This window comes from Cyanobacteria bacterium FACHB-DQ100 (assembly GCA_014695195.1).
In the GTDB taxonomy this organism is placed as follows: Bacteria; Cyanobacteriota; Cyanobacteriia; order Leptolyngbyales; family Leptolyngbyaceae; genus Leptolyngbya.
The window spans coordinates 109,888-126,275 of the sequence record JACJNW010000006.1 but is presented as its reverse complement, the minus strand read 5'-3'; the positions used below and the strand labels follow the sequence as shown (position 1 = coordinate 126,275).

The 16,388-nt window shown below is 48.7% G+C and carries 7 protein-coding genes; 1 reads left to right on the top strand and 6 read right to left on the bottom strand.

Annotation, left to right across the window (positions count from 1 at the left end; genetic code table 11):
* Nucleotides 1–31: 31 nt before the first annotated feature.
* On the bottom strand, nucleotides 32–4,741 hold the full coding sequence (locus H6F51_01160; GenBank protein ID MBD1821131.1) for a PAS domain-containing protein: 4,710 nt from the start codon (nucleotides 4,739–4,741) through the stop codon (nucleotides 32–34).
* 920 nt (nucleotides 4,742–5,661) lie between these two features.
* Here H6F51_01160 and H6F51_01155 point away from each other — a divergent pair.
* A complete protein-coding gene (locus H6F51_01155; GenBank protein ID MBD1821130.1) occupies nucleotides 5,662–6,540 on the top strand; it encodes an IS982 family transposase in 879 nt (292 codons plus the stop codon).
* A gap of 413 nt (nucleotides 6,541–6,953) precedes the next feature.
* On the opposite strand, the gene H6F51_01150 is transcribed toward H6F51_01155, so the two are convergent.
* The 5 genes from H6F51_01150 to H6F51_01130 form a co-directional block, all read right to left on the bottom strand.
* The gene (locus H6F51_01150) at nucleotides 6,954–7,394 is read right to left on the bottom strand and encodes a hypothetical protein (protein MBD1821129.1); all 441 of its coding nucleotides are present in this window, start codon (nucleotides 7,392–7,394) and stop codon (nucleotides 6,954–6,956) included.
* Nucleotides 7,395–7,701: 307 nt separating this feature from the next.
* A complete protein-coding gene (locus H6F51_01145) occupies nucleotides 7,702–8,493 on the bottom strand; it encodes a response regulator (GenBank protein ID MBD1821128.1) in 792 nt (263 codons plus the stop codon).
* Nucleotides 8,494–8,598: 105 nt separating this feature from the next.
* Nucleotides 8,599–10,701: a response regulator gene (locus H6F51_01140; protein MBD1821127.1), complete on the bottom strand. Its 2,103-nt coding sequence runs from the start codon at nucleotides 10,699–10,701 to the stop codon at nucleotides 8,599–8,601.
* Nucleotides 10,702–11,131: 430 nt separating this feature from the next.
* A complete protein-coding gene (locus H6F51_01135; GenBank protein MBD1821126.1) occupies nucleotides 11,132–12,637 on the bottom strand; it encodes a response regulator in 1,506 nt (501 codons plus the stop codon).
* A gap of 27 nt (nucleotides 12,638–12,664) precedes the next feature.
* On the bottom strand, nucleotides 12,665–16,294 hold the full coding sequence (locus H6F51_01130) for a PAS domain S-box protein (GenBank protein MBD1821125.1): 3,630 nt from the start codon (nucleotides 16,292–16,294) through the stop codon (nucleotides 12,665–12,667).
* Nucleotides 16,295–16,388: the final 94 nt, after the last annotated feature.

Here is a 16,388-nt window from a genome sequence, read left to right as displayed (position 1 = left end):
AAAAATAGGAACTGGATAGGAACGACGGAGTTCAGGTGCGAACTAATCCTAAAATTGCCTGTAATAATGCTTCTGGCTCAACAGGTTTAGGCAAATGACATTGAAATCCTGCTGCTCGTGCTTGCTGCTGATCGGCTTCACTCGCATAGGCAGTTAAAGCAATGGCTGAAGTTGGACGATCGCCCTGTTCTGCCTCTAAGGCTCGGATATACCGCAACAACAGATACCCATCCATTTCGGGCATTCCAATATCAGCAAGGAGAACATCCGGTTTTGTTTGACGGAAACACTCAAGCGCTGCTTGAGCGGAAGATACAGCAACAACAGAAGCCCCTGCCTCCTCTAGAATGAAGGTTGCTAGCTCCAAGTTATCAATCTCATCATCCACGACAAGAACCTGAATTTCCTGTAAAGCTAGTTCATTGTTTGCTAAAGTCTTCTCCTGTTCAGGAAGCGCTGGTATAGATAGAAGCGGTAGTCTGACCGTGAAGGTGGAGCCTTGTCCCTCTCCAGAACTTTCTGCCTGAATTGTCCCGCCGTGTAATTCAACAATTTGACGTGCGATCGCCAATCCCAATCCCAATCCCCCAAACGTTCTAGTACTACTGCTATCAGCTTGACGAAAATATTCAAACACGTAAGGTAGGAAGTCAGGCTGAATGCCTTTACCTGTATCTTGCACTTGAATCTGAGCTTGGGCATGGACAATGGTTAATCGAACTTCGATTTGACCTTGCTCTGGCGTAAATTTTACCGCGTTGGAAAGCAAATTCCACAGGACTTGCTGTAAACGACCTGCATCGCCTAGAACGTTAGCAACTTCTGTACCGATATTCGTTTGAATTTGAATATCTTTTGCTTCAGCAGCTAAACGAACGGTTTGAAGTGCAGCATCGATCGTTGCAGCAAGGTTCACTGGACAGGGGTTAACTCTGAGCTTGCCTTGCAGAATGCGGGAAATATCGAGCAAATCTTCAATCAGTTGAACCTGAAGCTTCGCGTTGCGCTCGATCGTGGCTAAGGCAGTTGCGGCTCGCTGGGGGTCTAGCTTGCCTTGTCGGAGAATTCTCGCCCAACCCAAAATCGGATTCATGGGAGTTCGCAATTCATGAGACAGCACCGCCAGAAATTCGTCTTTGGTTCGGTTTGCGGCTTCTGCTTGGGATCTCGCTCGTTGTTCTGCTTCATAAAGCTGGGCACGAGCGATCGCTTGAGCACACTGTTGCACGAGCGAAAGCATGAACGCTCGATCCTCTAGTCGAAGCTGAGGTTGGTGCGTAAAAGTGATAGCAATGCCTCCGATAGATCGCCCTTCAACGATGAGCGGCAGAGAAATCCAGACCGGATAACTTGCTTGAGCATATTGTTCTGCTAAATGCGGATAGCGAGCGATGCGTTCTTCCAGTGGTTCTTCCCACATGGGTTGCCCGGTGCGGACAGCATCGGTTAAAGGTGTCCTTAGTGCCAGTGAAAAGCGTCTCCATTCGGAAGGAATCTCTGCTTTCTCGCCCAATGAGTGAATAATCTCCAACTCATTACCCTGCGGCGTGATCAGCGCGACTAAAACTGAGGCGGCGTTGACCACTCCAACGGTTTGTTGAGCAATGACTTCTGCCACTTGAACTGGAGTTAGTGATTCTGAGAGAGCAGCCGTCACGGATTGAAGCCGAGCGGTGCGATCGGCATTTCGTTCCGCTCGCTGACGGGCTTGTTCTGCCTGTTGATACAGCCTTGCATTGGCGATCGCCATCGCTGCTCGATCTGCCAAATCCTGAAACAGACTTAAATCATCTTGTGTGTGAGGATCAGCAGGAGAATGACGGGTGAGGCTCAACACCCCGATAGTTCCTCCTTGTACCTTTAAAGGCACCAGCAAAACACTGCAAACCTGAAAGCGCTCTAGGTAAAGGCGATACTCTGGTTGAATCGCAGCACTCAATTCTTCTTGCGAAGTCACAGCCATTAACAAAGGTTCTCCTGTTCGCGCCACGCGTCCCCCAATTCCTTCGGTGATGCGGCGCGGATATTGCTCTAGTAATTCTCCAACAAACGATCGAACCTCCAAATCAGGATGATAAAACGAGGCGTGTTCAAGGAATTGCCCATCATCAGCAAGCAGATTTAGAACGCAGACATCCTGAGTGAATTCACTGGCCAGCCGAGTCACCGTGTCCAAAACAGCTTGCAAGTCCAAATTTGCTTCTGCAAAGGTTTGGGAAGCCTGAGCAAGAAACCGTTGGGTTTGCTCTATTCGCTTCCAATTATCAATATCGGTGCAGGAGCCAAACCATTTCACAATTTCACCGGTTTCATCTAACATCGGATATGCCCGTGATAGATGCCAGCGATAGATGCCATCCGCTCGTTTGATTCGCTGCTCGGCTTGAAAAATCTCCTTGTTGGTCACGGCTTTGATCCAGGCTTGGATAAAGCGATCGTGATCATCCGGATGACGAAAGCTGCCATTCGCATTTTGGCTTTCTTCTAAAGTCAAGCCTGTGTACTCAAACCACCGCTGATTGTAGTATTCGGTAAAACCATTCGCTTGAGCAACCCAGACCATCTGTGGAATCGCTTCTGCCATAAACCGGAGACGGCTCTCGCTCGCTTCTGCGCTGGCTCGCGCTTCTTGTTCTGCTTGATAAAGCTGCGATCGCCGAATCGCTTGAGCACATTGGCGAGCTAATGCGAGCATAAATGCCCGATCCTCTTCGCAAATGGGATGTGCCTCCGTAAATCCAATTCCCAGCACACCGAGCACCTGATCCTCAGCGATGAGTGGAATTGCCGCGATCGCGCCTGATGAAATCTTGTTCTGCAAAGCCGCAACTTGAGGATACGTGGTAGTTGCTTCAGCGATAGATTGCAGGAAAACAGGAGTTCGAGTGTGAATCACATGAGCAAGCGGTACAGCTGCCGTGACAGGAAATCGTCGCCATTCTGACAAAGCATCAGGAGAATATCCAATTGATCGAATTAGTTCCAGTTCCTTTTGATCGGTGCTGAGCAGCATGACCAAGCCGCGACAAGCTCCCAGCGCAGCTAATGCTTGTTTAACAATCACAGTTGCCACATCACAGGGAGTCAATGCTTCAGAAAGAGCGGCGGTAACACTTTGCAGACGAACTGTGCGCTCTGCCGATCGAGCTGCTGCGATTTCAGCTTGCTTGCGTTCATTCTCACCGCAAATGCGTTCCGCTTCGCGGTGCTTCGCATCGCTAATATCCGTTGTGACCCCGACCATTCGGATTGCTTGACCCGCGTGGTTGAAATAAACTCGCCCCTGGCTGCTCAACCAGCGAACGGTTTGATCAGGACTCAGCACTCGGTATTCATGAAAGTAATCTTCTTTTCCAGCGATCGCTTGCGCTAATGCTTGAATTAAACTGTCTTGATCGTCTGGGTGAACATTGCGGAAAAAGTCTTCTGCCGTCCCTGCTTGCACTCCCCAAACTTCAAGGGCGTTTGGAGAGCAAACTACCTGATGGGTTTGCAAATCCATATCCCAAGCAACCATCCCTGCAGAAGTCAGAGCAAGCTGAAGGCTTTCCTCGGCTTGTTTCAGCTTCAATTCAGCTTGTTTGCTATCCGTAATATCGTGCGAGATTCCTAGAACTTGATGCGGTGCGCCAGCTTGAGTGCGAGAAAAGACCTGATCACGGCTCCACAACCAGCGCCATTCTCCATCTGCATGACGCATTCGGTATTCTCGTTCTATTACATCTCCATCTTGTGCCTGATTGAAACGTTCCAGATGAGCAGGCAACGTTGCAAGATCATCGGGATGCATCAGCAATGGAAACAATTGATTGCCCATTGCCTGAACCTGCTCGATCGTGTATCCCAAAATTTCACCGACTTGGCGATTGGCATAAACATTGCGCTGCTCAATCAAGTCGTAGATATAGAGAACTCCGGGTATCGCATCGGCAACTTGCTGAATAAAACGCTGGCTTTCTTTGAGTTGTGCCTCGATCTGCTTCCGTTCGCGAATATCCTGAAAGACAACCACACTTGTTGGGGGTCGATCGTACATCGCAGGCAATGTATCTGCGTAGACTAGGAGCGGAAAAACGCCAACGGGAGTGTGCCAGTTGATTTCAGTTCCAGCGATTTTCTCGCCCCGCGCAGCTCGAATAGCTGGTATCTGCTCAGGCGGGAGAAACCTCCCTAACTCATCGGTGCAATGATAGTCTGCGTTGTAGACTGCTCCGACCTCCTCGGCAATATTCACGCCTGCGATTGCATTTGCTGCCTGATTCGAGAAAGTGACTCGCATTTGTTGTGGATCAACCATCATCAGCGGAGTCGGCAGCAAATTGAGCGCTGCTTCTAGCCACTTCCGTTCATTGATTTGAGCATCTGCCTGTTGCTGTTGCGATCGAAGTTTCTCGACGGTTTGCTGAAGTTTAACAATCTGTTCTTGTAACCGTATATTTCTTTCTTGTAGTGCAAATATACGTCCTATGAGCAACTGATCAGAACCTGGATCAACGCTTTGCATTGCTACAGTGGGTAGGCGACTTGCCTCAGTGTTGCAATCATCTACTGTATTACTTCCGGCAAAACAATAGTGCGAGTGACGTGCATAATGCTCTACCAATTCAGAACGAGAAATGCCTAATTCTCCTGCCTGCTGCTGCAATCGTTGCCAAGCAGTTCTCGTCAGAGATAGCTTGACTGCGTGTTTTTGTTCTCCATCCCAAGCTTGAATAAATTTGCCTGTCTTATCACGCTTCATTGAGATGCTGCCGTATGCCCATATGGATGTTTTATTAAATCTGATTGACTCTAACCCTGCCTATCCCTCTCAGGGTAGATACAGCGGTAAGCATAGCTCATAGTAAAGACCCGACCATCGTACTTGTGAAATCACAACGGCTGACCTATTGGCACAATCTGATGGCACAACTTAACTTATTTAAAAGGCTCTAGAACTGGGTTCTAGAGCTTGAAATTCTTGAAGGCGGCACCCAGATTCGAACTGGGGGTGGAGGTTTTGCAGACCTCTATAGATTTTCTGAAAGCTTTGTGCAGTGGGAATTTGAGATGCAAACCTATTTGATGTAACCGAAATTGTTACCGATCCAGGAAGGGGGAGAACATGAGCTCTTTTTAGAAAATTTTAATAAACTGGTTTAGACGAGCGACCTCTTTCGTTTGAAGGAAAGCAATAAATTCTGATAGCCAATGTGTAGTGTGAATTTTAGGACGGCAATCTAGACCCTTCTGATACCCAAACTGATGTTTGATTAATAGTCTTTGGCTAATCAGATGTTGAAAAACAGTATTTTATTTCTTTCGGGAAATTAGGTGCAGCGGACTGAAAATCCTGAGAAAACATGTGTTTAATGAAGTCTTTATAGGAGAAGAGGGGTATTAGAGGCTGCAAGCCTCTAATACCCCTACTACCCCAAAGAAAACAGTAAAACGAGAGAAAGCCTACAACGTATAGGTTACAGAGTTCTCAATAAGCGGTATACCGGGAATCATGCCAGCCTACTACTCCAGGGTAGTAAGGGTCGTTATTGGTGTTGGAGTTACTTATTTTATTGTCTCTTTTTCAAGTAACTTAACCTGAGTTCGGGATAAGGATTGAGACAAGAAAGGGGCAAACCCGATAGGCTGAAAATGCTAAAATCTCAAGCCCAGTTTGCCCTCATGCTTAGTCTAGAAGAACTGTTTTGCTCCGTCGACGATTTCTGCAACACCTTTGAGCCGCACTGGAAGCAGCAGCTTCTAGGCTGTGGACTTCAGCTTCGCAATCGCCCTCGCAGGCTGAGCTTGAGCGAGATTATGACGATTCTGATAGTGTTTCATCAGTCGTGCTATCGCAACTTCAAAGCCTATTATCAAGAGAAAGTGCAGACCGAGTGGGCATCTGACTTTCCAGGCTTAGTCAGCTACCAGCGCTTCATCGAATGGATTCCAGGGACGCTCGTGCCGATGTGCGCCTACTTGCGCTCGTGTTTCGGGTCGTGCAGCGGCATCAGCTTCATGGACTCTACCTCATTGAGTGTCTGCCACAACCGTCGCATTGAGCGCAACCAGGTGTTCGAGAACGTTGCTGCACGCGGCAAAACCTCGCTCGATTGGTTCTTTGGCTTCAAACTGCATCTGGTGGTGAATGACCGAGGTGAGTTGCTCAACATCGTGCTGACTCCGGGCAACACTGATGACCGTGCTCCCGTCCCGAAGTTGTTACAGCAGTTATTCGGCAAGGTGTTCGCCGACAAAGGCTATGTCTCGCAAAAACTCGCCAAACAACTGCTCAAAAGTGCAGGCATTCAGCTCATCACCAAACTCAAGCGCAACATGAAACAGCGATTGATGCTGTTGAATGACCGGTTGATGTTGCGTCACCGCTCCATTATCGAAACGATCATCGACCAGTTGAAGAACATCTCGCAGATCGAGCATTCACGGCATCGCTCTCCAGTCAATTGCTTTGTGAACATCCTGGGCGGATTGATTGCCTACTGCCATCAGCCAAAGAAGCCATCGATTGCCCTCGACCGCAATCTCCTGTTTCCGGCTTAACCCGAACTCAGGTTAACTTAGGTAACTTAGGCAACTGATGATAAAAAGCCTTAATTTGGCTAGATTTCAGGAGTTACCCATTTTCGAACTTGAGGTAACTAGAGTTGTGTTTAAGGTAACTTGACTTGCTTGCAGCAAAAAAGCTGGGCACAATCGCGCATAGCCGAGGGTTTGCCCGCAATATGAACACCGAAAAATACTCAAACAGTTTGACAGCAAACCGTTAAAGCCCTAATTCTTCCCATGGGATGCGGCTCTCGATCGCTTGGCGCTCCTTGATGATTTCGTTCATGCGCTTTCGGATCGCAATCATTTCCGCCGTATGCCACCCGTGCTTAAGTGAGTTCTGAGCGGTGATCGCTTTACCCTCCGGCGTAATTGCCCCCGTACTCGACTCCCACGGTCGCCACTGTCTAATAAGCTCTGCTTGTTTCTATCTCGCTTCTGGTGTCCAATGGGGCATTTTGCGCTTCTCCTAATTGTTCGGGTTGATCGAGGGCGTGACCAGTGGCTACTAGATTGTTTTGCTGGCGCTCGATATTTTTCTTGATAAACGTGGTTTTTCTTGGATTGCGTAACTCATTCAGCGTCGCGATCGATTTTCTGCATTCGCCTTGTGCCCTTAAAGCTACGTGCATCGAGGCTTCTGCCACTTGTGGGTTCTTGTCTAGCACTACGATCGGGATTTGAGCATAGCGATTAAAGATGGCGTTCAATACTTGAATCTGACTTGCCAGAATCCGCGCCCCGTCCATGTCCGGGCGGCTGGATAGATCCTTGTTGTTTTCAAGAACAGGTTCGATCGCCTTTCCTCGGTTGGCGGCGAACGCTGGGCTTGTGCCATAAGTGATCAAGGGCAGGGCTGTTTCATTGTCACCAGGAGATATCCGGAAGAGGCAATCGTTTGTGAAGTGCAGAAATTTTAAGAACGCTGAACGAGAGAATCGAGGGTCTGAATTTCTATTTCTGACAATGAAACAGCCCTGCCCTCGTGTTGAGCCTAGACGCTTAAACGATGCTATTGATACTCAAAGCTCATTAATGGCTGGAGGGATTCCCGTCTTTAGCTCTCTAGTTAGAGCATACGCAGCACATGAACAGGCGGTACACACTTGAGGCCGCCAATCTTCAGATTGGAAACGGCTCAGCTTATCGTTCAAGTTACACTAAGCTGAGCTTTTGCAAAGCGGCAGTGAGGGTGCTGACCTCAACGGGTTTCAGTAAGTAGAAGTTGATACCTAGCTCGTACGCTTGTGATAAGTCTCGATTGCCGTAACCCGTCATGGCGATCACCGGTAATTGCTCTAGGTCAGGTTGTTGCCGCAGCCACTGAAGGAAATCGAGACCTGGCATTCCGGGCAACTTCAAGTCGAGGACCAAAAGGTCAGGTAGTGGATAGCGAGACCGAGCGGCATAAGTCCCTTCACCCCTCAAATAGTTCATTGCATCTTCTGCTCGGCAAACTTGCTGGATCACAAGCGTGAGCTTGAGTTGGCGAAAGACTCGCTCGAGATGGAGTGCATCAAAGGGGCTATCCTCGACGACTAATACCGTTCGAGACGGTGCAGTTTGTGGTTTAGATCTTAAGAAAGCCCGCACTCTGGCGAACAGTTCATCAAAGTCAAACGGCTTGCGAATAAAGTCGTTCGCGCCCAAATCGAGTCCTTGAACTGCATTGTCCTGCTCGTGGGCCGAAATGAGCAGGATGGGAAAGTCGGGCAATGCTGGATTTTCTCGGATTCGACGCGTCACCTCATACCCATTCATGTCAGGCATCATGACATCGAGCAGCAATAAATCAGGTGGATTCGCTGCGATCTTTTCCAGGGCAAGAGTTCCGCTCTCAGCGGTTTCCACCTCATACCCCTCATCCTCCAATAACATTTGCAGTAGCAGAACGTTATCGAATAAATCATCAACGACCAGAATGTGGAAGCGTTCTTCAGAAGACACAGTACAACCGCTTGTCAAAAACACCTCTTTATACAATACGTTCAATTGTCTATTTAGCAACGTCTGAATCTAATCTGGAGAATCCTGAGAAAAGATAAAGCTGGCTTAACTGATCAGGCTACTAATCATCGCAACGAGATCGTACGGATTAACAGGCTTGGCCATATGGCGTTGAAATCCAGCCGAGAGCGCTTGTTGTTGATCTTCTGCTTTCGCAAACGCGGTCAACGCGATTGCCGGAATCGCATTATTTGGGTCAGGTTCCAGTTGCCGAACTTTCCGAATGAGATTGTAGCCATCCTGCTCAGGCATGCCAATGTCACTGACTAGAACATGGGGGTTGAACTGAGAGAACACAGCTAATGCAGCACCCACAGAGGTTGCGGTTTTAACTTCAGCCTGACACTCCTCTAAGACAAAGGACGTGAGATCAAGCGTGTCTTGGTCATCATCGACGACAAGGACTCGCAAGTTGGTCATCATGGGAAGTCCAGCCGTAGTGCCTAGCCTTTCTGGCTCAGGTTGTGTACTCAACTGCAACTCTCGAATCGGCAATTGCACGGTAAAGGTTGCCCCTAATCCCTCCCCATCACTGTTTGCAAACACCCTACCGCCCTGCATCTCAACTAAATGTCGGACGATCGCCAGCCCTAATCCTAGTCCCCCATGTTTCCGAGTTGTGGTGTGAACGCCTTGACGGAAGCGATCGAATACGTAAGGGAGAAAATCAGCAGAGATTCCCTGTCCAGTGTCGCTGATGATGATTTGAGCTTGGTTGTCAACTTGAGATAATTGCACTACAACACGTCCACCTTGAGCAGTGAATTTAATGGCGTTGGAAAGCAGATTCCAAATAATCTGTTGCAACCGTTCTGGATCTCCGGTTACTAGCCCAACCGATGGATCAAAGATCGATTCAATCTCAATTGCCTTGGCCGTGGCCAGAGGACGTACATCTTCTAGCACTTCGTTGATCACCGGCACCAAGTGAACCGCAATCTGATTAAGACGAATTCGATTTTGGACAATGCGGGAAATGTCAAGGATATCGTCAATGAGCTTGCTTTGAAGTTTGGCATTGCGCTCGATCGTTTCCAGCGCCTTTGCTGCTGTTGCCTCATCCAGCTTGCGGCCGCGAAGCATTTGTGCCCAGCCCAACAATGCATTTAACGGGGTGCGAAGCTCATGAGACACGATCGCTAGAAACTCATCCTTGATGCGATTCGCTTCCTGAGCCTCCTGATATAGCCGAGCATGATCGAGCGCGAGTGCCGCTCGATAACCCAGCTCTAACGCCATCTCCAAGTCTGCCTGACTATATTGGCGATCTTCCCTACCAGAGGCAAAAGTAATCGTGCCGAGGGTGCGATCTCCTACGTTCATTGGAACTGTCATATAAGATTTCGCTTGAAGCTGACGCAGCAGCCTTAAGTGTTCCTCGTCTTGAGCGATTTTGAGGAGCATCGTTTCAGGAATGTCAGATGCTAATTCTGGGGTTCCAGTTCGCAGGACCCGAGCAGGGCCGTGAGGTGCATCCGGAGCGGGTGGGTAGTGTTGCCGTAGTTGGAGCACCAATGCCTCTAGGTCTGGTGTAACTGCTGCAACAACAGGTTTGGTGAAATCTACAACCGTATTTTCGACAATATCAACAAAGCACCAGTCGGCGAAGGCAGGAATTGCCATGTAAGCGATACTGGTCAGCACTTGGCGGTAGTCCAGTGAAGACACTAGCATTTGGCTCGCTTCCGCTAAGAAAGTAGCGCGCTTTTTTTGGGCTTCCGCCTCAACCCGTGCAGCCCGTTCCCGTTCCAGCAGTTGATCCCGTTCTGCCTCTATTTGTCTACGATCAAAGGCAGCCCGAATGGCAATCGGTAACCGGACAAATTGTTTAGAAGACTTGAGCAGGTAATCATCCAATCCGGCCTTCATCGCTGCGACGGCAATTTCCTGAGTCCCACTGTCAGTAAACATGATGACCGGGCAGTTGGGATTACAGTCTCGAACTTTGCGTAGAATGGTCAATCCATCGCTCCAGCGGAGACGATAGTCCGTGACGACAAAATTAAAGCTTCTATCCGTTAAGGCCTGTTCAAAACTAGCACCATCGGCGATATGGCTGACCCTATGGTCAGGAAATTCTCGCTCCAGTTCCCGCACAATGAAAGTGCGATCGTTCGGGTTGTCATCAATCAGCAAAAAGTGAATCATCCGGTTCCTTCAAGCCTGCTCTTAATTTGTAAATGCATTGAGAGGGGTAAAACGTGATGAACATTTACGGCTAGCGATCCAAGAGCCGAAACCGTTGGAACCGTTAGAGGCACGTGCGAAATCGCAGGATCAAGAATAATACTAGGTAGTACTCAAATGATTCGGGCATCGATCAGCATTGAGCATTGCCAGTTTATCTAATGCTGATACTTCTCGAAGAAAAATAATAAATATTGATGCGTTGCAACTATCTTTGGATAGAGATAGAAAATATATCAGTTTGACTTGAATTTTTCTGCTAGCTGAGATACAGAAGTTCCAGTACCGCCGGTCCCAAGCCTGTCTTTTTTGCTACTAGGGGTCTACGTTCACGATTCAGTAAAGCCTCTCAAGACAAAGATAAATTGTTTTCTGAATTTCTGCTTCATGACTAACCTTGAATTGCACCTTCTTCAAACGCGGGTAGCTCAATCCAAAAGCGGCTGCCTTGACCGACTTGGGATTCAACGCCGGCTCGTCCACCCATTCGTTCTAGTCCGCGCTGGACGATCGCTAACCCAATGCCTGTACCTGGGTAGCTTTCCACGCCATGGAGACGCTCAAAAATACGAAAAATCTGGTCGTAGTATTGAGGAGCAATGCCAATGCCATTATCCTCAACCCATAAACGAACAAACTGATCGCGGCGCTCACTCCAAATTCGGATTTGAGGTTGTACGCCTGGAGCCACGAACTTAAGGGCATTGGTGATTAAATTGGTGATTGCCTGCTTCACCGTTAGGTAGTGTCCTATTGCAGTGGGCAAGGGTTCTTCGACAATGACGTGAGCTTGTCGTAACTGAATTTCAAGCTGAGAGAGAAGTTCTCTCACAATAGTGTTGAGCTCGATCGCTTGCGGTGCTAACGTCATTCGGCTCAGCCGATTGTAAGACAACAACCCCTGGAGTATCTCATCGATCAGATCGGTGTTATCCCGAATTTGAGCAGCGTACGCCTGACCGGTTGCATCTAATCCGCTGGAGAAATCCTCCAATAGAATTTGAGCATACCCGCGTACTGCACGCAGCGGCTCTCGTAGGTCGTGAGACACCGAGTATGCAAACGCTTCCAAGTCGCAATTTGCTTCTTCTAGCTCTTGGGTACGACGGCTCACCTCCTGCTCAAGCTGCTCAGTATAGCGCTGCCGCTCTTCCTCCTGGATAGTTTGTAGTCGATCGGCATAACGTTTGAGTTCTGTAATGTCTTCCACTAACCCATTAATGACTGCTTCTCCAGTGATAGAACTGAGGGTTTCAACCAAACGAATCCAAAGCGGGTCGCCCGCCTTGTTGGTCAACTGCAATTCTCGCTCTCGCTTCTGCCCGGGTGAAAGGTCTGTGGCTTCTGACAACTGTTCGGTGAACTGGCTAGTCGATTCGTCTGCGAGAGAATTAATTTGAAATAGTTGAAGAAAGGCGCGATTCGCTTCAATTAAACGGCGGTCGCTCGTTGCCCGAAACACTCCAATACTCAGTTGCTCTAGCAATGATTGGTAACGAATCTCTAATAGAGCGGCTCTCTGCCTGGCTCCAGCTCGTTCTACAGCTGCCCTTGCAGATGCCCGCAAACGCACATAATTTTTAGATGACTTCAAAATGTAGTCATCTAAACCTGCCTTCATGGCTTCAACGGCAATTTCTTGATTAGCAGTATCGGTAAACATGATGACTGGACCATCAGGCGAGCGCCGCTTTAACCGATGCAGCAAGTCTAGTCCAGTAGTCCACAGCAATTGATAATCGATAATTGCTACGTCAAATCGATTGTCCGCTAGCGCTTGCTCAAATGTGTTTTCATCGACAATTTCTTGAGTCTGTAGCCCTGAAAATTCTTTTTTCAGTTCTCGAATAATAAGAAGTCGTTGATTGGGATTGTCGTCAGCTACCAGAATTCGCATAGGGATGAAATACGTATTTCTTTCAAATTATGCAGGTGGCTTGCGTAACTCGATCCAGAATCGGCTACCTTGCCCTGGCTGTGATTCGACGCCAACTCGCCCGTCCATCCGTTCGACTCCTTTGCGAACGATCGCCAGCCCAATGCCTGTACCTGGATAGGTCTCGGCACTATGCAAACGCTCAAACACCTGAAAGATTTGCTCCTGAAATCTAGGTTCAATGCCGATACCATTATCTTCCACCCATAACCGTACCCACTCGGCTGTTCCATCGAATCGTTCTTCCACCCAAAGATGAATTTGGGGTTGGCGATCGCGGTGAGTAAATTTCAGTGCATTGGTCAGTAAGTTGGTGAGAATTTGGCTGAGGGTGATGTAATGCCCCATAACGTTGGGGAGATCTGGCTCAACCTTAACTTGAGCGCGCTTAGCAGCAATGTCATCTTGGAGGTGGGCTACGACTTTTGCGACTACCCGATTGAGATCCAGTGCCTGTAGTTGAATATCTGCCCGACTGAGGCGGCTGTAGTCCAGTAGGTTCAAAATCAAGGTGTCCATTTCTTGAGCCGCTTGCACAATCCGCCTCGTATATTCCTGCCCATCCTCGTCGAGACGATCGCCATAATCCTCCAGCAGAATCGTCCCTAATCCCTCCATCGAGCGCAGGGGGGCACGTAGGTCATGGGATACCGAATAGGTAAAGGCTTGCAGCGCTTCATTTGCGTCCTGAAGTTCGGTGGTTCGCGCTTCTACCCGTTGTTCCAGTTCAGCCGTATACTGTTGCAGTTGTTCTCGCAACCGGGCTTGTTGAATCGCAACGGCAAGCTGATTGGCAATTTCCTGGGAGATCGCCCGATGCTCGGCATTGAAAGCAGCAGGTGCCTCAGCAAATAAATACAAATCTCCGATCAAATTTCTCTCTACCAACAGGGCCACAATCAGGACGCTACGGGTTCCTTGCGTAAACTGATACTCCAACATGGGAGGACGCTGAAGCATGCTGCCCAAATCTTCGATGTAGCGCACTGTTTCCCGATACTGCAAGCTCTCGATTGGTGAGAGTGAGGTAATGGGCAAGACGGAACCTGCCGCTGTCGAGTCAACCTTTCCTGCCAGCACTTGAGCTTCCTGAGCCTCAAAATTGAATAGCACAACTCCTGCCTGCTGATACGCAATCACCTGATTAAGCCGTTGCAGGGCAGAGTCAGCAATGGCTGCGGATGAGGTAGCTTCTAAAATGGCGCGATCGATCTGTTGTAAGGTTTCCAATCGTTGAACTGTGCGACGCAGGGATTCCTCTGTCTGTTTGCGTCGGGTGATATCAACGTTGACTGCCACTGCACTGGAAATTGTCCCGGCTCCATCTTGAATGGGAATGGTTGAATTCAAAATTGTCTTACGCTGACCGTCAAACGTCTCAATTTCAATCTCTTCATTCAAGAAGGTTCGTCCCTCCCGTAAAGTGCGGGCCAGCGGCCAGTCTTGGCTAGAGAGACGCCGGTTGGTTCCGGACCACCACCCCTTGTATTCCCGGTACTCATCTATTGAGTTTAGCAACGGGGCTTCTTCTCCCCAAAGTGTGCGAGCCGCTGGATTCATATCAAGGAGATGCCCGTTTGTATCTGCAATGAACACGCCGACTGGCAGAATGTCGAGAACAGCCCGTAAGCGTTTGCGCTCTAAATCACTATTGGCTGTCTCTTTGGCTAAGGCTTCTTCTGCCTGCTTGCGGGTAGTGATATCAAACCGTACGGCAAGGTATTGGATAGGTTTGTCAAACTCGTCAAGCAAGGGAACAATGGTTGTGTCTACCCAATAGTAGGTGCCATCTTTGGCGCGATTTTTGATCTCGCCATGCCACACTTCGCCCTTAGTAATCGTTGCCCAAAGATTCCGGAAAAATTCTTTGGGATGATAGCCCGAGTTAATAATGCGGTGATTTTGCCCAACCAGTTCCTCCCTAGAGAATTTGGAGAGTTCACAGAATTTATCGTTGACTTCAGTAATCGTTCCTTGAGCATCAGTAATGGCTAAAATTGCCGCCTGATCGAGGGCAAATTTGACATTAGCTAGGTCACTTAAAGCCTTGCGTAGTGTCTCTTCGGCTTGCTTACGAACTGTGATATCCAAAAATGCACCGATACTGCCTCTCGTTTGTCCATGCTCATCAAAGAGCGGGGCAGCATACTCTAATAGCGTTAGGGTGGTGCCATCGTTCCAAACAATGTCAAGCTCAAGATCGCGAATTTCAATACCCTCTGCCGCTGCACGTTGCAAGGGTAGTCCTTCAGGAGCAAGTTCTTGGTGGTTCTGGTAAACCTTAAAGTTTGTGGGGCGCTCGCCCTCTGGTGCACTTAAAGACGCATTTCCAGTCGGAGCGATCGCTAACATTTGAGCAAAGGCTGAGTTGACCCGAATCTTTTCACACTGGGGGTCTTCAGCAATACCAACACCAACGGGGAGAACGTCTAATAGTGTTTTAGACTCCGCTAACTGCCGCTGGAGTTCTCGGTTTAAACTCAGAATTGCTTGCTCGGCTTGTTTGCGCTGAGTGACATCAATCAAGACGCCAATATACCCCTTCACAGAGCTAGCCTCAATCAGTGGAAGCGCTTGAATGTAGTACCAGAGGATACTACCGTCTAGACATACAATTCTGCCCTCGTTCTGGTAAATACTATGTTGACGAGCATTCTGTGTCCACTGTAGCCATTCTCGCACCAAGCGATCGCTGTCGTTCGGGTGGAAAGTTTTTACCCAGCCCATTCCCAAAGCAGATGCCTCCGAATAACCTGTTAACTCACTCCAACGGGAATTGATATAGATACACTCATTCGCTGCATTAAATTGGAAAATGACAGCCGGAGAGGCTTGAGCTAAAGTAACAAATCGTTGTTCGTTCTCTTGTAATGCATCTACTACTGCCTTGCGATCGGTAACATCGCGTGTGACCTTTGAAAAACCCCGCAAATTACCCTGCTTGTCTCGTAAGGCACTCAATACCACATCTGCCCAGAATAACGACCCATCCTTTCGTCGCCGCCAGCCCTGTCCCTTATATTGACCTTCTGTAGTAGCAATCTGTAACTCCTGCTCTGGCTGGTGCTGCTCAAGGGCTTCTGGTGGAAATAATAATGAAAAATGCCTACCTAACACCTCAGAGGTAGAGTAACCTTCGACCTGCTCTGCTCCTGTATTCCAGGTTGTAATTTTGCCATTGGGGTCAAGTAGGAAGATGGCGTAGTCTTGCACCCCCTCTACAAGTAGGCGATAGTTTTCCTCGCTCTCCCCCAATGCCAGGGTTGTTTTCTCACTCCGCTGCTTAGATGTGATAAGGGCCTGACTGAGATAGCTAATCATCACCCCTTCGGTCAGGAAGATCGCAATCCGCACTCCGTTTGCTATCCCGGTAACACTGAGGCTATATAAAGGTTGGACAAAAAAGTAGGTGCCAACCAGAGCGCTTAAGGCCGTTGCCAGTAACCCTGGACCTAGTCCACCATACCAGGCCGCAAACATGACAGGCATGATGAAGACCAATAGCGGTGCTTCATAGCCGAGCACTGGCACTAGCAGAAACCGGATCAGTAACGCTAGTAAGCTTACCAGTACAGAGATACCATAGCGAGACAGTAATATCCGTCTTGCTCCTGACATTGTCTAGCCTCCTCCTGAAGCAGGACTACTTGAGCAACCAGTCATTAGCAGACTACTCTTAAGTGAATCTGTTGAATGATCGCAACAAGCAGGC